At 36.8% G+C, this 19203-nt stretch carries 20 protein-coding genes; 13 read left to right on the forward strand and 7 right to left on the reverse strand.

Annotated elements, in window-relative coordinates; all coding sequences use genetic code 11:
- Positions 1 to 500 (reverse strand): YeiH family protein (locus AAAT87_RS10505; RefSeq protein WP_349226373.1); only part of this gene is annotated, 500 nt, incomplete at its 3' end.
- An 88-nt stretch (positions 501 to 588) separates the two neighbouring features.
- Entirely contained in the window at positions 589 to 1482 is an 894-nt protein-coding gene (locus AAAT87_RS10510; protein ID WP_296974595.1) for a LysR family transcriptional regulator, read from the reverse strand.
- A gap of 453 nt (positions 1483 to 1935) precedes the next feature.
- On the opposite strand from AAAT87_RS10510, the gene AAAT87_RS10515 reads away from it, so the two are divergent.
- Together AAAT87_RS10515 and AAAT87_RS10520 are read left to right on the forward strand one after the other, a co-directional pair.
- Positions 1936 to 2166: a hypothetical protein gene (locus tag AAAT87_RS10515; RefSeq protein ID WP_349226374.1), complete on the forward strand. Its 231-nt coding sequence runs from the start codon at positions 1936 to 1938 to the stop codon at positions 2164 to 2166.
- Positions 2167 to 2196: 30 nt separating this feature from the next.
- Positions 2197 to 3840, forward strand: coding sequence for a recombinase family protein (locus AAAT87_RS10520; protein ID WP_349226375.1), 1644 nt, complete (start codon positions 2197 to 2199; stop codon positions 3838 to 3840).
- Between the two features lie 187 nt (positions 3841 to 4027).
- Here AAAT87_RS10520 and AAAT87_RS10525 read toward each other — a convergent pair whose 3' ends face one another.
- Positions 4028 to 4789: a hypothetical protein gene (locus AAAT87_RS10525; RefSeq protein ID WP_349226376.1), complete on the reverse strand. Its 762-nt coding sequence runs from the start codon at positions 4787 to 4789 to the stop codon at positions 4028 to 4030.
- 243 nt (positions 4790 to 5032) lie between these two features.
- Here AAAT87_RS10525 and AAAT87_RS10530 point away from each other — a divergent pair, with 243 nt between their 5' ends.
- Positions 5033 to 5539 (forward strand): glycoside hydrolase family 108 protein, encoded by a 507-nt coding sequence (locus AAAT87_RS10530; protein WP_349226377.1) that lies wholly within the window; start codon positions 5033 to 5035, stop codon positions 5537 to 5539.
- Positions 5540 to 5806: 267 nt separating this feature from the next.
- Here the strand turns inward: AAAT87_RS10530 and AAAT87_RS10535 are convergent, their stop codons facing one another.
- The 4 genes from AAAT87_RS10535 to AAAT87_RS10550 form a co-directional block, all read right to left on the reverse strand.
- Positions 5807 to 6211, reverse strand: coding sequence for an NUMOD1 domain-containing DNA-binding protein (locus AAAT87_RS10535; protein ID WP_349226378.1), 405 nt, complete (start codon positions 6209 to 6211; stop codon positions 5807 to 5809).
- Between the two features lie 229 nt (positions 6212 to 6440).
- Positions 6441 to 7337 (reverse strand): hypothetical protein, encoded by an 897-nt coding sequence (locus AAAT87_RS10540; protein ID WP_349226379.1) that lies wholly within the window; start codon positions 7335 to 7337, stop codon positions 6441 to 6443.
- 86 nt (positions 7338 to 7423) lie between these two features.
- Positions 7424 to 7933, reverse strand: a complete 510-nt coding sequence (locus AAAT87_RS10545) for a hypothetical protein (protein ID WP_349226380.1) — start codon at positions 7931 to 7933, stop codon at positions 7424 to 7426.
- Between the two features lie 41 nt (positions 7934 to 7974).
- Entirely contained in the window at positions 7975 to 9306 is a 1332-nt protein-coding gene (locus AAAT87_RS10550; protein WP_349226381.1) for a hypothetical protein, read from the reverse strand.
- Between the two features lie 754 nt (positions 9307 to 10060).
- Between AAAT87_RS10550 and AAAT87_RS10555 the strand changes: the two genes are divergently transcribed.
- The 10 genes from AAAT87_RS10555 (at position 10061) to AAAT87_RS10600 (ending at position 19195) form a co-directional block, all read left to right on the forward strand.
- A complete protein-coding gene (locus AAAT87_RS10555) occupies positions 10061 to 10573 on the forward strand; it encodes a hypothetical protein (RefSeq protein ID WP_349226382.1) in 513 nt (170 codons plus the stop codon).
- Positions 10574 to 10660: 87 nt separating this feature from the next.
- Complete coding sequence (locus AAAT87_RS10560) at positions 10661 to 10855, forward strand: hypothetical protein (protein WP_349226383.1); 195 nt, start codon at positions 10661 to 10663, stop codon at positions 10853 to 10855.
- A gap of 193 nt (positions 10856 to 11048) precedes the next feature.
- On the forward strand, positions 11049 to 11360 hold the full coding sequence (locus AAAT87_RS10565) for an HNH endonuclease signature motif containing protein (protein WP_349226384.1): 312 nt from the start codon (positions 11049 to 11051) through the stop codon (positions 11358 to 11360).
- Between the two features lie 423 nt (positions 11361 to 11783).
- Positions 11784 to 12788, forward strand: a complete 1005-nt coding sequence (locus AAAT87_RS10570; protein ID WP_349226385.1) for a BspA family leucine-rich repeat surface protein — start codon at positions 11784 to 11786, stop codon at positions 12786 to 12788.
- Between the two features lie 78 nt (positions 12789 to 12866).
- Complete coding sequence (locus AAAT87_RS10575; protein WP_349226386.1) at positions 12867 to 15878, forward strand: coiled-coil domain-containing protein; 3012 nt, start codon at positions 12867 to 12869, stop codon at positions 15876 to 15878.
- Between the two features lie 113 nt (positions 15879 to 15991).
- Complete coding sequence (locus AAAT87_RS10580) at positions 15992 to 16117, forward strand: hypothetical protein (protein WP_349226387.1); 126 nt, start codon at positions 15992 to 15994, stop codon at positions 16115 to 16117.
- The gene (locus tag AAAT87_RS10585; protein WP_349226388.1) at positions 16114 to 16704 is read left to right on the forward strand and encodes an NUMOD4 domain-containing protein; all 591 of its coding nucleotides are present in this window, start codon (positions 16114 to 16116) and stop codon (positions 16702 to 16704) included. The genes AAAT87_RS10580 and AAAT87_RS10585 overlap by 4 nt, the downstream gene beginning before the upstream one ends.
- Positions 16691 to 17068, forward strand: a complete 378-nt coding sequence (locus tag AAAT87_RS10590) for a P27 family phage terminase small subunit (RefSeq protein WP_349226389.1) — start codon at positions 16691 to 16693, stop codon at positions 17066 to 17068. The genes AAAT87_RS10585 and AAAT87_RS10590 overlap by 14 nt, the downstream gene beginning before the upstream one ends.
- 5 nt (positions 17069 to 17073) lie before the next feature.
- Positions 17074 to 17577, forward strand: coding sequence for an NUMOD4 domain-containing protein (locus AAAT87_RS10595; RefSeq protein ID WP_349226390.1), 504 nt, complete (start codon positions 17074 to 17076; stop codon positions 17575 to 17577).
- The gene (locus tag AAAT87_RS10600; RefSeq protein WP_349226391.1) at positions 17534 to 19195 is read left to right on the forward strand and encodes a terminase large subunit; all 1662 of its coding nucleotides are present in this window, start codon (positions 17534 to 17536) and stop codon (positions 19193 to 19195) included. Before AAAT87_RS10595 ends, AAAT87_RS10600 begins: the two co-directional genes overlap by 44 nt.
- Positions 19196 to 19203 lie beyond the last annotated feature (8 nt).

The raw sequence follows: 19203 nt of genomic DNA on the forward strand, positions 1-19203 counted from the left end.
CCAAAGATGACTACGGTGGCTACGGCTACTGCCGTCTTGTAAGGCTTCGGACGAATGGCCCCATCCACACCCAATACAGCTGCAGCTCCACAGATGGCACTTCCGCAAGCGGTGAGCAGTGCAATGCTGCGGTCTATTTTCAGGAGCCTTCCCACCAGGATTCCCAAGCCGATGGTGCCGCATACGATGATGGCATCCATCACGATGGCAGAGACTCCAACAGCCATCACATCCTGGAAGGTGAGCTTGAAACCATAAAGGATGATGCCTGTGCGGAGGATTCGCTTGCTGCAAAACTTGATGCCCGGTACCCAGGTGTCGGGCAGGTTGTTACGTAAACTATTGGCATAGAGCATACCAATGATGATGCCCACCACCATGGGGCTAAACGAAAGAGCTTTCACCCAGTCCATGCCACCGATGTAGAAGGCAGCGCATGCGAAGAGTGCGATGAGCAATACGCCATGCAGCATACTGCTCCTTTGTTCTGATAATCTCATATTCTTCATTTTTTTGTCGGTTATTCGCTTTTTTTTAAAGCGGGTGCAAAGGTACGAAAAAATATGAGATGTTGTATATATATAATAACTATACGTTATAATCTTTGGTTATGAATCTCTTGAATGTCTGCTGGAGCTTGGCGGTCACGCCTCTCTTCTCAACAAACATAAAATCTCGTTCCATCTTCAGATTCTCAATTTCCAGAACCTTGAATACTTGTTCATAGATACTTCTGTAGATGGCTCTTACGCTGATGATACCCATGCTTAAGGAATGTTCCACGAAATGCTTGATGCCCTCTGTGGTTCCCAGATTCATCTCAATGTTCAGATCAGAAAGAGCAATGCCGTTTTCCTGCAGTTTTTTTTGGATGACATCCAAAGTTCCGGAACCTAATTCTCGCAGTACAATCGGTGTCTGCCTGAGAAGGTCCAGAGAAATCTCATCTTGCTGGGCTAGGGGATTGGAACAATGTACGAACGCCACCAGTTCATCTTTCATGAAAGGAGTGTATTTAAAGGTGGGCTGCCGCTTGATGCCTTCCACCATACCCAGGTCTATCCTTCCTGCAGCAAGCGCATCCTCTATCTCATGAGAATTTCCGCTGAGCAGGGTAAGACGAATGTCGGGATAATGTTTCCTGAATTCAGCTATCAGTTCGGGGAGAACATATTGTGAGATGGTGGTACTGGCTCCGATGCGCAGTTCACCACCAGATTTCTCCGTGAGCTTCTTCATGTCGAAATCGAGATTCTGATAGGCATCGATAATCTTGCAGGCATGGTCAAGCATAAGTTGTCCGGCACGGGTGAGTTGGATGCGGTTGCCGATTCTGTCGAATAGTTGCACCCCATATTCCTTTTCAAGCTCCTGTATGTGCTTGCTGATGGCAGGCTGACTGATGAATAGTTCGTTGGCAGCCTTAGTGAAACTCAGGAGTGTAGCCACACTTCTGAAAACTTTCAGTCTTGTATCTATCATTGTATGTTCCTTTGTTATTTCAAAATTCCTCGTCATTATGATGCCGAGTGCAGCATATCTTTTGCAAAATTAGATAAAAAATCCGAATTATAAGCCAGTATGATAAAAAAAATTCATTGATTTATAGAGGAAAGCTACGAAAAAAGTAATATACAATGAAAATAACCGAAGTTGAAAATGAAAATGACCGAAAATGACCATGACCGGAAATGACCGGCTATGACAGGGAAATAAATAAAACCGCTCCACCTATTTATATATAGGAGGAGCGGTTGTAGTAGATAAAATCATCTCAAAAACGAATCACATGCAGATTTCATTCAGCTTTCCTGCTGCTTACATGCAGCTTGTAACGCCGAGCGAAGTGGCGACAACAATATTTAAACATCCTACTAGCTATTATTTCAAAAAAATGTTGTATCTTTGCCAGCGAAAATAAAAAATTAAAGTGTTATGGACAAGTACAAAGTTATTGAAATGACAAAAAAGGGTGGTAAGGTTGTTACAGCAAAGGAAATCTCCAAGCCATCAAGTTACGCAACCGCAAGAAAGTTGGTTGAGGTTCTTCAAGCTAGCAACATGAAAGATAAGTATCATGTGTGTGGATGCAAGAATGACAACTTCAACTATGTTTCTTACTTTAGTGACAAGACCGTTTATTATCAAATCAAGAGAGTGGGCTAAATCCCACTTTCTTCTAAAGTATTTGGAGTTATGGCAAAGGTATTATGTATTGTGAGAAGTTCAACTGAGGCACAAGAGATTGAATCACAGAAGAAGGAATTGATTGAGTTCTGCAAGTCCAAGGGGTTTGCGGATGGTGACATGCTTTTTATTGAGGCGCAAGGTGCAAGTGCAAGGTCTTTGAATAAGAAGTATATCAAGATGCTTGAAGACATCAAGTCAACAATCTTGAATGACAGTGAAATCAAGTCTGTTGCAGTTTGGGCGTTGAATAGACTTGGAAGAGTAGAAAGCAAGTTGCATGAAATGAAGGAGTTCTTTGTGAAGAATAGAATCCAAGTGTACTGCAAAGACCCTTCCTTTTCTCTATTGAAAGAAGATGGAACTGAGGACACAGCAGGAAGCATGATGTTTTCCGTTTATGCTGCAATGGTCAAATTAGATACTGAGGAAATGTTTGCAAAGATGCAGCGTGGCAAGAAACGCAATGCTGAGATTGGCAAATGCAATGGAAGCCACATTCAAATGTACGGTTATCAGCTTGACAGTAATAATTTTGTCATTCCATTGAAGGAAGAGGCTGAGGCTGTCAACATGATATATGATATGTATATCAGTGGCAAATACTCCACCTATACTTTGGCAACAGAGTTGAATGCAAGGGGTTTCCGCAATAGAGGGAAGAAAGTCACACAAGCTTGGATTGGAAAGATATTGGGTGAAACCGCTTACATTGGCTATACCAATTGGGAAGGTTCACGTTCAAGTCATAGAAAATTCATCCCTATTATGTCCAAAGAGAAGTGGGATAAATGCCAAGCAATTAAAGAGGCTAAGAAGAATGGTGAATATGTGGGGAAGACCAAGGAATCTAGAAACACCAATCTTGGCTGTGGATTAATTAAGTGTCCAAAATGCGGTGGCAATTACATGGCAAGTGGGTTAAATTACCTCTGTTATCATAAGAAAGCGCATTTGGGGTGTGAGAATAGTGTATCAATGAGAATCAACGTCCTTGACCAAATTATCTATGAGGTTGCGAGTATATTGCATATTGAGTTTATGTCACAGCCAAACAATAATTTGGTAGAGACATTGGAGAATGACATCAAGGTATTGGGTGACAAGATAATGGGAAGTGAGAAGGATTTGAAAGAGATTGATGAGAAGAAGGCTAAGATTGCAGATGTATATGTTGATGGCATCATTACCAAGAAACAATACCAAGCAAGGATAGCCAAGATTGATGCAGAGAAGTCTCAATCCGAAAATGATATAGACAGATACAAGGTTGAGATTGGCAAGCTAGAAAGACAGCTTGAATCAGCCAAGAATCCAACATTTGATAATCTCTTGGAATATGCTGATGACTTATCTTCAACTGACATTAAGAAGATGAAGGATATTGTAAATCATCATATATCAAAGGTATGGTTTGACGCTGAGGAATGTAATTTTAACGGCAAGGTTAAGACATGCAAGCATATCCATGTAGTTGATGAGAACGGCAAGGATTGGGAATGGATTTACTTATCTCACCTACCATGGAAGGGGTTTGAAAAGAAGCTATACAAGTTGGTTGATGGGAAGCTGATTCCGCATTGGCAAACTGAGGAGCATGAGTTGTTGGCATCCATTGCCACCTATCAACTAATAAAGGGGAATGGTGATTAGACCGTTCCCCCTTCTACATTCCCCTCAAAAAGAGGGGTATAATACATAAAAATTAAATCTAAAAAGCCTTTATAATCGCTTTCTTTGTTTTGATTGTAATCCCCTCAAAATGAAGGGTATAATTCAATTTTCTTGTTGATGCAAAGATACTCAAAAAAGTTGAGATAACAAAGTTGCTTAACGTTCTTTAACTAAAGCTATACTTTTCCATTAACTTAGCCTCTAGCCTTGGCAATATGTCTTCAACTGTCAATGGTTGGCAATTGTTAGGGATTCTTGGATAGTTCTTATTAATGTCCTTCAAGGCTGTTATGTTCTTTGATGCTGCAATATAGCAAGCAAAAGCGAATCCATCACATTCAAAGTAAACTATTGATAGTCCCTTCAATCCGCTTACAGGAAATGATATGCCATATATTGAGTTGTGTTCCCTTGACCATTCAATGAGTTCATTGATTGCTTCTTCCTTTTTATCAATGTTATCATGTCCGTAATATCCCCAATCACGTTTACATGCAATCATTGCGTTTTGAGCGTCACCAATCTCCAAGGCTAGTCTAAAGAACTTTGCAGCTTCATCACCTTTTTTTATTAAAGATGTTAACTTGTACTTGGTATTGGTCTTTCCAATGCCACAGAAAGTTTCAACGTAGTCATCATACCAACGTTCTTGCTCAGCTGTTAGTACATTGTACTCATTCATCTTTCTGAATCCACTCTCAGCATCAAGTAGGAGGCATTTCTCTACATATTCATCATATCTTTCTTGTCTCTCACGTTCCTTCCTTTGGGATTCACTTTCATAGACTTCATTTTCAATTGATTCCCTTTCATAGGATTCATCCTCAATATATTGCTCGGCCTCTTCCTCTTTTCCTTCTTTTCTACCCCTTGTAACAATGTAATAGAGGATTATGAATGGCAGTATCAAAAATATAAAACTTCCCATATCTCTCAATTTATTTAAATGTTATTATTGGTTTTTTCTTGTAGTGCAAAGATACTCAAAAAAGTTGAGATAACAAAGATGTTTAACACCATTTAACACACCTCATATAATGCCCTAGAAAGCCCTTAAAATCACCTAATGGTATAGTTTATCACCTTCAATAAGATAACGCCTCAGAACGTCAGGAAACAGCCTTAAATCAAATCCTTTAAATACTTATTACATATTATAATATCATTAATAATGGCAGATTATAGAAAGTTAGTTCCTTTCATAAAGAAATGGGAAGGTGGATTCAGCAATCATCCGCAAGATAGAGGTGGAGCAACCAACAAGGGTGTCACATTGTCAACCTATAGGATGGTATATGGCAATGACAAGACTGTTGATGATTTGAAAAACATGACAGAATCACAATGGAATTATATATTCAAGAAACTATATTGGGACAAGTGGAAGGCTGATTCAATAAAGAATCAATCCGTTGCTAACATATTGGTAGATTGGTATTGGATGAGCGGCAACATTGGGGTTAAGAAAGTTCAAGAACTGTTTGGCTTGACTGTTGATGGCATTGTTGGGAACAAGACCCTTGGAAAGGTTAACTCAGTTGATGGTGAGTGGCTTTTCAAAAGGATTTGGGAAATGAGGCTAAACTTTTACAATAGTATAGTGAAGAACCATCCATCACAGAAGGTTTTTCTTCAAGGATGGCTTAATAGACTGCATTCAACCGTTTACCAAGGATAACTCAAAATTTGCGTTCTAAGGCTTTATTTTTCTTCAATGGTATAGTTTATCACCTTCAATGAGAAAGTGTCTTAGAACGTCATGAAATGGGCTTAAAATCAATTTATCATATATCCCTTGGTAACACCATTACCATCCCAATTCATTTCATTGTCTCTTTACTATAGAAAGGCACGCAGGAAAGCCCCCAAGCTACAAGATGGTATAGTTACCAACCAAGACGGAGAAAACAGCTCTGAGAGCCTCCTGTACGCCTTATACGCCATATTATTTAATTCTCTTATATATTCTAGTAAAGAGACCTTTGAGATAATATTCGTGGAGCTTTGCTGTCTGTTTATCCATGCGCATAACACTTGGTTTTATATTCCTTGAAATGTACTTTTCTAAGGCTTGTACCAAATCCTTTCCCCTTGTAGGAAATGTGAAGTTACGTTCATCAATTTCATCATAGAAATTATGCTTATCTAGGGTGTTGGTTTTTCTGTCTTCCTCTAGGGTTTCTTCATCAAGTGGTTCATTTGAGAACCTTAGCCCCTTCCTAGTCTTCTTCTTTTGGTTCTTGATTGTTGAAATGGTTGAATCTGATAAGTTTAGGGCTTTGCTTGCCTCTTGACTTGACTTATAAACTCCAATTAAATTCCCATCCCTATATGCGTATAGTTCTTGCACCGTGCATAATATTATTCTTAGTTAGTGTCTTGGTAGTGGTTGGTTGGGATTCCAAGCCTTTGTCACTCACCTTGGCGTATCTGATGGATGGTCACTGTCCGAGGTCACATCTAGGGCTGTATGAGCAACTTATCCTAGGGCTATATATTCATTCAAGTCCGTCTTGGAAATCCCTTCCTTATATTGCAAAGATATATAAAAAAATTAAGAAACAGAAATCTAATTGGAATTATTTTGTATCTTTTTTATCTAGAATGGAGATTTCCTCCTTCATCTTTTTGAGGTTGGATGCAATTGCTTCAAATGTCTCAATCATTGAATCTAGTTCACAATCTCCACCGACTGCTATTTCAAAACCACTTGAAGAGCCATCTTTGTCTTCATCAATCTTTCTGATTTCATATTCACTAAGAATGCCTCCTTCTACTTTAACGTAGGTTCTAGAGCCATGTCCCCAATCACCACCTTTATAGCCATTTGTGCCACAAGTAACTGTTGTAAATGGAGTTTTAGTTGTGACTGTAGGAATAACTTTACCACCATAAACCACTTCACCATATTCCCCACCAATTTTCTCATTCAGAGCACCTTTGATGCTGTTGATATATTTGTTGTCCTCATCATTCATTAATGACTCTTCCATAGGTTCTAGTATTGGTCTATTCTTACATTCAAACTCAATACATTTATTATAGAAAAAAGATGCAACATCTATCATGTCATTTGTTACTGGAAGACCACTTTCTATGATTTTAATGAGCTGCTGTTTACCAATCAAGCCTTTGGAGACACCATTTGAAATGGCAGATACCATCTGAGATTTATATCTCCTTGGCTCTATACCAAATCCCACAACCAACTCATCCATCTTTTTGTCTTCTAAGGGTTTATCAATGTCAATACCGTACTTATTTTTACCAATCTCAACCAAGAAGTCATAAAGATGACCATGCTCTTTACCTCCACAGTCTACAATTAGCTCAATGTGCTTGAACTCATAGATAATTCCAAACTTATCAAAGACTGCTTTCAATGCGTTCTCAGCTTCATTTCCCTTATTCATTTGCTCGTCCCTTTTCTCTTCAAGGACTTTCAGTAAGCATTTAGAATTGTTGTTCTTAATCATTGTTATGTTTTTTTTATTTATGTTCCTTTCTATTGTTATAGTGCAAAGATATAGAAAATAATTAGTAAAACGAAATTTAATTGAGATTATTTTGCATCCTTCTTTGATAGAATGAAACATTCCCTTGCCATTTCATCCCTTATCTCCTTCTTCCTATCGTTATCACTTGAAGAAGCAAGCTCATATCCTAGTCTCTTGACCATTTCTTCCTTTTCGGAGAGAGTTAATTGGTTAATGATACCTTCAACTTTATTATTTTTAAAAGTAACCTCAGTTGATAGCTTAATTCCATCTTTGTCAAACAAGTCCTTAAATGGATAATTAAACTCTTTAAATTTATCGTAGTTCACCACAAGCTTGTACCAATCACCGTTTGGAATGGCATTAACAATTCCGTTATCAATCAATGTTTGCAATGCAAGGTCGCAATCCTCTTGGCTCATATGATATATCCCATGTGATGTTGGACTATAATTACAACCCTTTGGATTCTTTGATAATACAAAAGTTACATAGAAGAACTTTACTGCAATTGGCGGTAGTAAAGCCATTAATTGCATTGGTATCAGTTTCTTCTTATAATCGTCGTTTTCCATTAAAACTTACACATATTACTCTTATTATTTTCCATTAGCCATTATGCAATCTCCACCTCTTTAAAGTTATCTTTCTTCAATCTATATAGTTTTGCTTGACTGACAACTATACCTTGTTCTGCAAGCCATTTCAAATTTTCCTTGACTGACAAGTTGAAGTCATATAGAGCACCAACCCTTTCGGTATTTATCTTTTTCCTTATCTTATTGGTGAGAACCATCATTCCATTCTTGCCTTCATCATTCCACTTATTAATCAAGTCAATGAAATGTGACTTCTGAATCTTGAATGTTCTATTCTCTGGCACAATAGGATTCCTTCCATTCATATCATCTATCCTAGCATTCTTGATGGCATTCAATATCCAAGCATTGTTTAGCTTTCCATCAACGTTGTCAAAGAAATGATAACGCTCAACAACTACATTAAAAACTAGGTTTTCATCCGTTATCCTAGGATTAATCTTTAGCATAGTTGAAATCATATTGAGAAGAACAACCCTTCTTTTCTCTCCATGCTTAAACGGTATAGTACGCCCTTCAACCTTGGAGAACTTGTTCTTGATTTGATAATATTCCTTATCCCACAATCTTGCGATTCCGTCTTCATCATAGGTTACAGGAGTTTCCATTAGATAGATATATTTATTGCTCCACTTTGCAATAAACTCAGAATCCTTCATTTCATTCAAGTCATTCTTCATTTCATCCGATATATTCAACTCAACATCCTCTATCTTGGAATCATTTGCAGTGTCCTTAACACCCTTCATTTCCTTCTCATACCTCTCATTCATTGAGAGCTTATTGATGTCTTCCAATTCATATAGGATGTTGTTATATACCGTGGTTATTTCCTTCTTTGGATTTCCTAGGAACTGTTGGGATGGTGACTTCATGCAGTTGTCTTCCATCCTAAATCCGCTGTATATCTCTAGGTGTGAAGCTAACTTATAATAAACCTTCTTATAGAAAGATTCAGATTTCATAATGGTAAAATCAAGGAAATAAATCAGTCTAAACCTATGGTCTAACTTGGAATCATTTGTTGTGGTATATGCCAATGTAGGTTTCAGTGGAAGCTTGTTCAAGTATTCATGTATGTTAGCTGCACAATGGTCAATGTCAAATACTATGAAATTGGTATGGTGGAAATTATCCATTCTCTTCTCTCTCTGTCCAAAAACCCTACCATTGTCATTGAAGCAGTAACAGAATGAATAACCGTCTTCAATCCTATTGATAAAATCTGTAAATGTAAGATTTTGCCTCTTGTATTTAATCTTACCAAAATTACAATTGTTCTTATCCTCTATTGGGAGTGTTGAAACACTTATGTCAAAAGTGTATTGACCAAACTTGATAGTTTTCATCAATTATAATCTTTTATTGTATTAGTTATCAATAATGTCTTTTTTCTTTTTTTTACAATAAAGAAGGACGGTCGGAAAAGTAATAAAAGACTAAAAAAAACCTTTTCCAACCTAGGCTCTTGCAATAGCCCCCTTCTACTATATAAATATCACAATGATTTCAAAATTACTTGAAATGTGATATATTTTTTTAATATTTTTTTATTATCCTACCAACTATTGCAAAGATATACAAAATTATTGATAAAACCAAATAAATCTTAAAACAATTTAATAGAAGCATGAAATTATCACCCTATCATGTAGTATTAATTTATTTCTAGTGTTATCATCCAGTTTAGTGTTCTCTTCCTTATTTCTCTTATTATGATAATAAATGATAATATTATATTATATATTATTACTAGTATATTATATTATAAATTATATATTATATTATTCTAGTATATTATTAATATTATAAAATATATTATATAACAAGAGTTATTATTATATTATATTATCTAAGAACTTATAGAAAGAATAACTTATATACTAAGAATCCCCCTTCACAAATATCAAGGGTTTATTGCTCGGAAACCACCATCCTCAAAGATGAGTGGTTTCACGTTAGCTCTTGCAATATGACCTCTTGGATGCCATTGCTCTTGCTAGTTCATACAATAAATCATTCTTCAATTGAATATTTTTTTCATTTAAGCCTTATTTTTTCATTTTATCTGATATTTATTAATATAAAGATTAATTTTTGACAATGATTAAGTACACTAACCAAGCAATGATGGAGAAGTCTGAGACTGAGGATTTCTTCCAAGCGAAAGAGATTATTGAGGAACTTTTCAAGGAAAAGGGAATAACTATCAAAGACCTTAGACCAACACCAAATGGAACATCCGTTGATTTCAGATTCAAGGCTGTCACCAAGAAAGGGAAGGAAATTAAATATGCGGTTGAGATTAAACGTAATAATGGTAGATATATTTCAAGTAAGACCCTTCCACTATTGTTCACAAAGTACATAAGCATGATGAAGGAAAGGAAGGAAGATGAAAGATTGATAGAGATATTCTTGCTTCCAACCATGTTTATTATCTTTGACATTGATAAGATTGTCACCAATGTACCTTTGAAGGACTTGAACATAGCCAATTGGAACATACCGCTAGAGAACTATTCCACTAGGGTTAGGAATGAAAAGATACCACAACCTACAATATGGTTAAGTACTGATAAGTGCTCAATAAGCGGATATACCAAGAAAATTTAAAAAAAGTTAAGAATAAATTTCGCTTTACCAAATATTTTATATATATTTGCAATGTTGGTAGAGGGTAATAAAGTAAAGGATAATTGAATGAGATATGAGGTAGTTGGTATGGCGTTAACTGAGTTCCCAAACTTAAAGGGAAAGAGATTTGATGATATTCAAGAGTTGGTTAACCAAGGTGTGAGGGAGATAGAAATATATGACCATGAAGAAGGTCATTGTTTGACCATGGAATGGATAAAGTCTCATAAAGACTATATTCCAACGACATTGGTAAGATAAGTAAAAAACTAATAAATATTTATAATATATCCTAGTTATAGGAGAGCATTTCTATTCTAGTTCATTTGCATTCATTGGAGGGGCGTTTGTAGCCCCTCTTTTTTCCAAGATGAGTAATTAATCACTAGATAGAAAACAACGCCTTAGAGGGGCATTTCCTGCGGTTCTGAGGCATATAATAAAGGGATATGCAATGCCAACAATTAATCGTCTAAAGAAGAAGGAAAGAACGTCTGACAAATCCAATTTAAGGAAGAAACTTTATGCGGATAGGCTTTATCAGAAGGTTAGGAAGCTGTATTTCATGGAGCATCCACTTTGTGAGGAATGTTTAAAGGAAGGGATGACAGTTCAAGCTAGGGACGTTCACCATAAGCAATCACCTTTCATTGATAATCTATCAATGGTTGAAAGATACTTTTTACTGAGGAATCCAAATAACTTCATTTCACTCTGTAGGGATTGTCACCAAAAGGCACATGGCAACATCAAGAAAAAAAATTGAAAAAAAATACTCATTTTTCAAGTAATTTTTAATTCAATCATATATTTATAGATAAAGGAAGGATATAATGAAAGTATATGATGACTATAATGATTGCATGATTGATGGTGTTATAACAGATGATGATGATACCATAACATGCGGTGAATATTAAATTTGAATGTAATCTATCTATCAAATTCATAAGATGAATTATATATGTATGTTTTAGACATTGTTAAGTTTTAATTTATTTAATGTTATTTTTTGCGGATGGTGGCTTGTGAAAGTAGCCATCCGTCTTTTAGAAGAATCTCTTATAAATTATTATATATTTTGAGCTATTTAACTCATTGTTTTAATTAATCTTGCCTAGCCAGTGTTTTCATTGGCTAGGCTTTTCTTTTTGTATTTATTATAATATAATATTGCAATATAAATTTAATGAAGTATATAAGAAACTTTAGTGCTCACACAGACTATGAAGCAGAAATGAGGAGGATTCCAACTCCATCAGTCAGTTACTGCAGGAAGGAGAATGAATGCCACTTCATGCCAAATAACGTTATAATGTTCAAGGTTGGTGATTTGAATGGAAACACCAATCAAACCGTGACGGTAAATTATTATGAAGGTGGAAGCGAAACAATTCCAATTACAGAGGGAAATAAGTGGTATGTGCATAACATTCCAAGTGGCAAAAGCCTTAAACAATTTGTTGGAATTTATAACATTACAGACACCATCATTTCAGCAAAGATTAAAATTTATTATGGGACTATTATAAATAACATTCGTGGAAATCTAACATTCATTGCTTGTGACATAAGTGAGTTAACTAGTATGAGAAGAATGTTTTACAATGTTGGTGGCATCACATCTTTAGATGTGTTCATACTAGATACATCAAATGTTACTGACATGTCTTTTATGTTTCAGTCTTGTAGCGGCCTTAAAACCCTAGACGCTAGCAATTGGGATGTTAGCAAAGTTACTACTATGAGCCGTATGTTTGATGGTTGCACTTCGCTTCAAAGCCTAGATTTATCTAATTGGAACGTGGAAAATGTTACTAATATGGATGTTATGTTTGGCGATTGCTCTTCATTTCAAACATTGAATTTGAGCGGTTGGAATACTTCAAAAGTTACTGATATGTTTGCTATGTTTGATGGTTGCACTTCGCTTCAAAGCCTAGATTTATCTAATTGGAACGTGGCAAATGTTACTAATATGAATATTATGTTTCAGCTTTGCGAAAAACTCCAAAGCCTAGATTTATCTAATTGGAATGTTGGCAATGTTACTACTATGAGTAATATGTTCAAATATTGCGATTCCTTGAAGACAATTTACATGAGGAACTGTAACCAAACAACCATTGACAAAATCAAGGCTCAATTGGAGACTGATGGAATACTAAATAATGTTACAATAATAACAGAATAAATGATATTTATTGGTGATTGATTTCGGCATAGATTTCAATCACCTTTTTTAATATATATAAAAAATTATTGTATAATAATGGCTACAAAAATCCCAAGAATTAAATTCTTCAACTCAGTTGTTAAGAATAAAATGCCAGAGGCAGAAGGAGCATCAATTGGAGAGCTTTTCATCAACGCCAATGCTGAGAGACCTTTTATTTCAACCAAGGATTCCAATGGCGAAATGAAGAAAGTTATCTTTCAAGATGAAATCAATGCTGATTTGGAAGCTGAGGCAAGAGCAAGGCAAGATGCTGATGTTGAGCTTCAAAAGAATCTTGACGCTGAAACAAATGCAAGGCAAGATGCTGATAATACTCTCACAACAAATATAGCAAATGAGGTGTATAGGGCAAAGAAAAGCGAAGAAACTCTAGGCAACCGCATAACTGACGAAACTCAACGTGCAACTGATGCGGAAACTACTCTAACCAACAGCATCAATCAGGAAATCCAAGACAGGACAAGTGAGGTAGAACGCCTTGACAATAAGATAGAGACGGAAACTTTAAGGGCAACCAATGCGGAGGAAGTCTTGGGTGATAATCTTGCCAAAGAAACCCAAGACAGGACAAGTGAAGTAGAACGCCTTGACGGTAGGGTTTCCACAGAGATTCAAGACCGCAAGGATGCAGACACTGCTATAAGGGAGGAGCTTAGTGGAAACACAGAGGAATTGAAAACCGCCTTATCAGCTGAGACAAAAGCAAGGGAAGATGCTGATAACCTTATCACCAAGAATCTGAATGATGAGATAGCCAATAGGAAGTCAGAGGTTTCTAGGCTTGACACTAAGATTGAGACGGAAACTTCAAGAGCTGAGGCAGCAGAATTAGCATTGACAGACAGTTTGAACAGTGAAATCACCAATAGGACTGACGAAGTTACTAGACTTGACGGTAGAATTGACACTGAAATCCAACGTGCAACAGATGCTGAGAGTGCTCTCAGCAAGGACTTGGATAAGGAGATTGCAGACAGGAAAAATGCTGTAACAACGCTTACCAATAAGCATAATGAAGATGTTTCCGCATTAACCAAGTCTATCACTGACAATAAAGTAAAGATTATTAAGGTTGCTGATGACCTTTTACCTGCAAATGTAAAAGAAGCCTTCAAGTTGACAAATGGTCTTGATGTTCAATTAGGTGAAACCATCAACATATATAAGGATTCTAGTTTGCAGAAGGTTGAATTGGTTGACCAAAAGTTGAGGTTTACATATAATAACGCTAGTGGTGGAACAGACGTTGTTGACATTGATGTATCTAAATTCTTAGCTGAATCAGAGTTTAAGGATGGCTTAGAAGTCCATTCTGATGGTACGGTATATGTAAGGATTGCGGATGATTCTGAGGCATATTTGACTGTTGGTGAGAACGGATTGAAATTCAGTGGACTAGATTCATTAAATGATGATATAAATTCCAAGATTGATACTGAAATAAGTGATAGAAAGTCTGATACTTCTGCACTAACCAAGAGTATCAATGATGAAGTGGCTAGAGCAAAGGGAGCTGAGAAAGTCTTGACAGACAACCTCAATGCAGAAATCACCAACAGGACAAGTGAAGTCACTAGGCTTGACGGCAGGGTTGACACAGAGGTTGCTGATAGAAAGTCTGCTGATAGCGCAATCACCAAGAGCCTCAATGATGAAGTGGCTAGGGCTACAAATACCGAGAAAGTTCTAACATCAAACATTAGCAAAGAGGTTGAAGATAGAACTTCTGAGATTGCAAGGATTGACGGCAGGGTTGACACTGAGGTTGCTGATAGGAAATCTGCTGACAGTGCTATTATCAAGTCTCTTGAAGCTGAAATTGCTAGGGCTAAGAGGGCTGAGAGTGAGATAAGCGGTACAATGTCAGGTGATACTTCTGCATTAACCAAGTCTATCAATGATGAAGTGGTTAGAGCTAAGGCAGCTGAGAAGACTCTCACAGACAGCTTGAACGCTGAGATTTCCGCAAGAACTGAGGCAGATAAGGCATTAGAAGCCAAGATTAAAGCTGTTGGTGATACAGCTTGCAAGGTTACTGATGTTAAGGTTGATGGTGTTTCTGTAGTAACAGAGAAGGTAGCAAACATAGACCTTTCAAGTAAGGTTGATGTTTCTGCATTGACCACTGAGACTTCTGCAAGGAATGATGCTGATACCAAGTTGACAAGCTCAATCACCAAGGAAGTAAGTGACAGGAAATCCGAGATAACAAGAGTTGAAGGTGTCATAGCAAATGAGACTTCTGCAAGGGTTTCTGCAATAACATCACTTAATTCTGAGATTGCAGACTTAAAGGCTAACGGTGGCAAGATTCAAGATGTTACTGTTAACGGTGTTTCTGTTGTGGCTAACAAGATTGCAAAGATTGACCTTTCAAATTACCTTGATAAATCAACCTACAACACTGATAAACAGGCAATTGATGATACTCTATCAAATAAAGCTGATTTGGTAAATGGTAGGATTCCACTTGAACAGTTAGGAAATCTTGATACCAACATCTTAATAATTGCAAATGACCTTCCAACAAGTGATATTAAGGAGAACAAGATTTATCTAGTTCCATCCCAAACAAGCGGAGAATCAAACGTATATACGGAATATGTTTATATCAACTCAGCTTGGGAAATCCTTGGAAGCTATACTTCTAGTGTAGATACTTCCAATTTTGTTTTGAAGTCAGAGTTGGAGGCTGATGAGCAGGCAATTGCAGCAGCGTTTAACGTGATAAGGAAAGAATATACTGATAAGTTTGCCAATATTGACCTTTCAAGTAAGGCTGATGCTTCTGCATTGACCACTGAGGTTAGTGAGAGGAAATCAGCTGACAGTGCAATCACCAAGTCTATTACTGATGAGATTGCAAGGGCTAAGGAAGTTGAAGCAACAAAGGCTGATGCTAGTGAACTTTCCAACTATGTTTTGAAGAGCGATTATGATGTTTTGAAGACCAACTATGATACATTAAAAGCAACTCTTGATGACGTTCTGAATAGGCTTACAGCTATAGAAAGTGTTGATGCCTTAGATGCAGGTAATTACTAATATATGATTTATAAGGATAGGGTGATAAAAAATATCGCTTTATCCTTATTTTTTTCTCAAATTCTTTGTATTTTTTAAGATTACCATATATTTATATATAAAAGGATGATACAATGGAAGTAATTTCAATAATACTGATGGCGGTTGGTGTAATTGGTGCAATTGCCACTTCACACCTTATAGGTGCAATGCTGTTTGCCAAGTGGGAAAAACATAACAAGAAAAAGGAAGAGGAATGAGAGGCGAATTATGGAAAATAATTGATGGTTACAGCCTATATGAAGTTAGTAACATGGGAAGAGTAAAGGTTAGGGAAAGGAAGATTATAACTAGTGGTGAGAAAAGAACTTGCAGCAAGACCATCAAAGAAAAAATCTTGAAGCCACATCCCAACAAGAATAATGGCTACTTGCAGATTATGCTAACACCTGATGATGGAGGGAAAAGGAAGCTTCTTTATGTCCATAGGTTAGTTGCTCTCGCATTTTTAGAGGAATCTGAATATAAAACGGTTGTTCACTTGAACATGAAGAGGACAGATAACCGTGCAATCAATCTCCAATGGGGAACACCAAAGAGAACACCAAAGACCAAGATAAAGCGTTGGTGGATAGTCAAACAGAAACTACTGAATAATGCTTGCATAGCAATTTACAATGGGTTTGACCAATTGGAGAAAAACGGATTTCATAAAACTTCAATACTTGCAGCATCAAATTGCAAGTATTTAAGCGGTAAGAAACTAACGGATATGTATAAGGGGTATAGGTGGGAAGCCACTAAGCACACAGAAAAGGAAGAGGAACAAGAGAATGGCGAAGATTGAAAATACAAGAATGGTTGACACTAGTAACTATCTACCTGCTACACAGCTATACATTAAGAACGTGGAAGATTACCTATTGGGTAAATACGGTGAGATAAAACCAGTATGGATTGGGCTGTTGGATAGCCTTGCATTCCAATATGATATTTTCCAAATGAGTAAGGAAGCAATTAGGACAAACGGCATGGTTACCCAGACTTCAAGGGGGCTATGTCCAAATCCATCAATCAAGATTATGAATGATGCTAGCATACAAGTTCAGAAGCTAGTTCAATCATTGGCAATATCTCCAATGGCTGAATCCAAGCTAAAGATGGAAGAGAAAGACACAACAGATGAATTTTTGTCAGCTCTAACTAACTAAAGATAATGACTGAGGTATGGAAAGTAATTGAAGAACACCCACAATATGAGGTGTCAAATCTAGGAAAGGTGAGGGATATTGAAAACCACTCACCTTTACCTATTATATATAACGTGGTTTCTTTTGATAAATTCAAGACCTTTACCAATGTAGCTAGGTTGGTTGTTGATGCCTTTGATAAGGAAAACAAGGGCAAGAAATACTATTGGAAGAATGGCAATCAAGAGGACTGCAGGTTATCAAACATAACATTTGAAAGACCAAAAGTGCTAAGGAAAAAAATAAAAAGGCGTTTTGGGGAGGTTGTTCAGCTGACATTGGATGGTAAGTTTGTGGCTGTATTTCCGAATGCTTGGAAGGCGGCTCTTATGAACGGAAAGAAGGGTCAAAATTCCAAGATTTCTGATGTATGTGATGGGATAATACCAAACACAATCGGATATAAGTGGATGTGGAAGGAGGAATATGATGAGCGAGTTAGAAAAAGAAATCAAGGAACGGATAACTAGTTATGCTTGGGATGTTGTTGAGGGTAAGATATTGGCATGTCAAAATATAATTCTTGCTTGCAAAAGATTCATTGCCTTCCTTCAAAGGGATGATATGTACTTTGACATTGAGGAAGTTGAGAAGACAATCAGATTTTTTGGGAAGTTCAAACACTTTACAGGACAGTACAACCACCATTCCTTCACCTTGCAAGAGTGGCAGAAATTCATGTTATGTGGCATCTACGGATTCAAGTGGAAGAAAGATGACACTAGGGTAACAAGAACCTTCATTTTATCATGCTCGCGCAAACAGGGAAAGACGAGTCTGGTATCAATAATGGCGATAAAAGCCCTTCTAGAAGAAGCTAACTCACAGGTGATTGTTGCTGCAAACTCAGCATCCCAAGCTTCCATCCTTTTCAAGATGGCATCATCCTATTTGAAGTCTTTGGGACATAATATTGACAAGTATTTCAAAAGATATAGGGATAGGATTCTATTTGATAAGACTGATTCAGTTATGAGAGTGGTTTCCGCTGATGCTTCAAGATTGGATGGTTTGAACTGCAATTTTGCGGTTGTTGATGAGATTTCACAAGCCCCTAATTCTGATGTATATGATGTATTGGAGAGTTCCATGGGAAGCAGGAGGCAACCTTTAATGTGTTGCTGCACAACTAGGAGTGCAAATCAGAGTGGTTTCTACAAGGAGTTGGAACAGAGCGGAATTGACGTTATGAGGGGATTGAAGCATGATGACAGTGTTTTCACCTTGGTTTACACATTGGATGACGATGATGATTATGAGGATGAAAATGTATGGAAGAAGTGCTCACCTAACTTGGATATAAGCGTATCAAGGGATTTCTATTCTCAGCAAATTGCAAAGATGAAAAATAACCCATCCCAAGCAACAGCGATAATCACAAAGGTTTTCAATGTATGGGCAAGCACATCCAATGTTTGGATTCCTTCATCTTATATAGTTCAGAATATGGAGAATATATCTGATGATTCATTCAAGGACAAAACCTTATATCTATCCTTTGACCTTGCAAGCACATCTGACTTGACATGTTTAACCGCCATGTATGAGAATGATGGGAAGTTTTACTTTAAAAATTGGTATTTCCTTCCAACTGAAACATTAAAGACTTCAACGAACAAAGACAAGTACAAGACATGGCATAGACAAGGTTTTCTGACACTTACCCCAGGTAATGTAACTGATTATGATTATGTTTTCAATCAGATTCAGAAATTGCATGAGTTAAGCGATGGCATACAGAGGATAAGTTTTGATAGTTGGAACTCAACTGACTTTTCAATCCGTCTGACAGAAGCAGGATATAACATGCAGCCATACAGTCAATCAATAGGTTCAATGAATAGACCAACCAAGGCAATTGAAAGGCTGATAATGGAAGGGAAAAACATCATAATAGATAAGAACCCAATCACTATGTTCTGTTTTGAAAATGCAGTTCCAAAACCTGATTATAATGACAACATCAAGATTATCAAGGAATCTTATGAGAACAAGATTGATGGTGTAATCTCAATTATAATGGCTTATGGAGGCTATCAAGAGGAAAATCACTATGACGGAAGCTTAATAGATTCCATAACCTTCTAATATTTATA

This window comes from Segatella sinensis (genome assembly GCF_040095255.1).
GTDB lineage: Bacteria > Bacteroidota > Bacteroidia > Bacteroidales > Bacteroidaceae > Prevotella > Prevotella sinensis.

Bases quoted from the DNA above. Each gene is read 5' to 3' on its own strand.
- AAAT87_RS10510 (WP_296974595.1), bottom strand. From the start codon at position 1,482: ATGATAGATACAAGACTGAAAGTTTTCAGAAGTGTGGCTACACTCCTG.
- AAAT87_RS10515 (WP_349226374.1), top strand. From the start codon at position 1,936: ATGGACAAGTACAAAGTTATTGAAATGACAAAAAAGGGTGGTAAGGTT.
- AAAT87_RS10520 (WP_349226375.1), top strand. From the start codon at position 2,197: ATGGCAAAGGTATTATGTATTGTGAGAAGTTCAACTGAGGCACAAGAG.
- AAAT87_RS10525 (WP_349226376.1), bottom strand. From the start codon at position 4,789: ATGGGAAGTTTTATATTTTTGATACTGCCATTCATAATCCTCTATTAC.
- AAAT87_RS10530 (WP_349226377.1), top strand. From the start codon at position 5,033: ATGGCAGATTATAGAAAGTTAGTTCCTTTCATAAAGAAATGGGAAGGT.
- AAAT87_RS10540 (WP_349226379.1), bottom strand. From the start codon at position 7,337: ATGATTAAGAACAACAATTCTAAATGCTTACTGAAAGTCCTTGAAGAG.
- AAAT87_RS10545 (WP_349226380.1), bottom strand. From the start codon at position 7,933: ATGGAAAACGACGATTATAAGAAGAAACTGATACCAATGCAATTAATG.
- AAAT87_RS10550 (WP_349226381.1), bottom strand. From the start codon at position 9,306: ATGAAAACTATCAAGTTTGGTCAATACACTTTTGACATAAGTGTTTCA.
- AAAT87_RS10555 (WP_349226382.1), top strand. From the start codon at position 10,061: ATGATTAAGTACACTAACCAAGCAATGATGGAGAAGTCTGAGACTGAG.
- AAAT87_RS10560 (WP_349226383.1), top strand. From the start codon at position 10,661: ATGAGATATGAGGTAGTTGGTATGGCGTTAACTGAGTTCCCAAACTTA.
- AAAT87_RS10565 (WP_349226384.1), top strand. From the start codon at position 11,049: ATGCCAACAATTAATCGTCTAAAGAAGAAGGAAAGAACGTCTGACAAA.
- AAAT87_RS10570 (WP_349226385.1), top strand. From the start codon at position 11,784: ATGAAGTATATAAGAAACTTTAGTGCTCACACAGACTATGAAGCAGAA.
- AAAT87_RS10575 (WP_349226386.1), top strand. From the start codon at position 12,867: ATGGCTACAAAAATCCCAAGAATTAAATTCTTCAACTCAGTTGTTAAG.
- AAAT87_RS10580 (WP_349226387.1), top strand. From the start codon at position 15,992: ATGGAAGTAATTTCAATAATACTGATGGCGGTTGGTGTAATTGGTGCA.
- AAAT87_RS10585 (WP_349226388.1), top strand. From the start codon at position 16,114: ATGAGAGGCGAATTATGGAAAATAATTGATGGTTACAGCCTATATGAA.
- AAAT87_RS10590 (WP_349226389.1), top strand. From the start codon at position 16,691: ATGGCGAAGATTGAAAATACAAGAATGGTTGACACTAGTAACTATCTA.
- AAAT87_RS10595 (WP_349226390.1), top strand. From the start codon at position 17,074: ATGACTGAGGTATGGAAAGTAATTGAAGAACACCCACAATATGAGGTG.
- AAAT87_RS10600 (WP_349226391.1), top strand. From the start codon at position 17,534: ATGATGAGCGAGTTAGAAAAAGAAATCAAGGAACGGATAACTAGTTAT.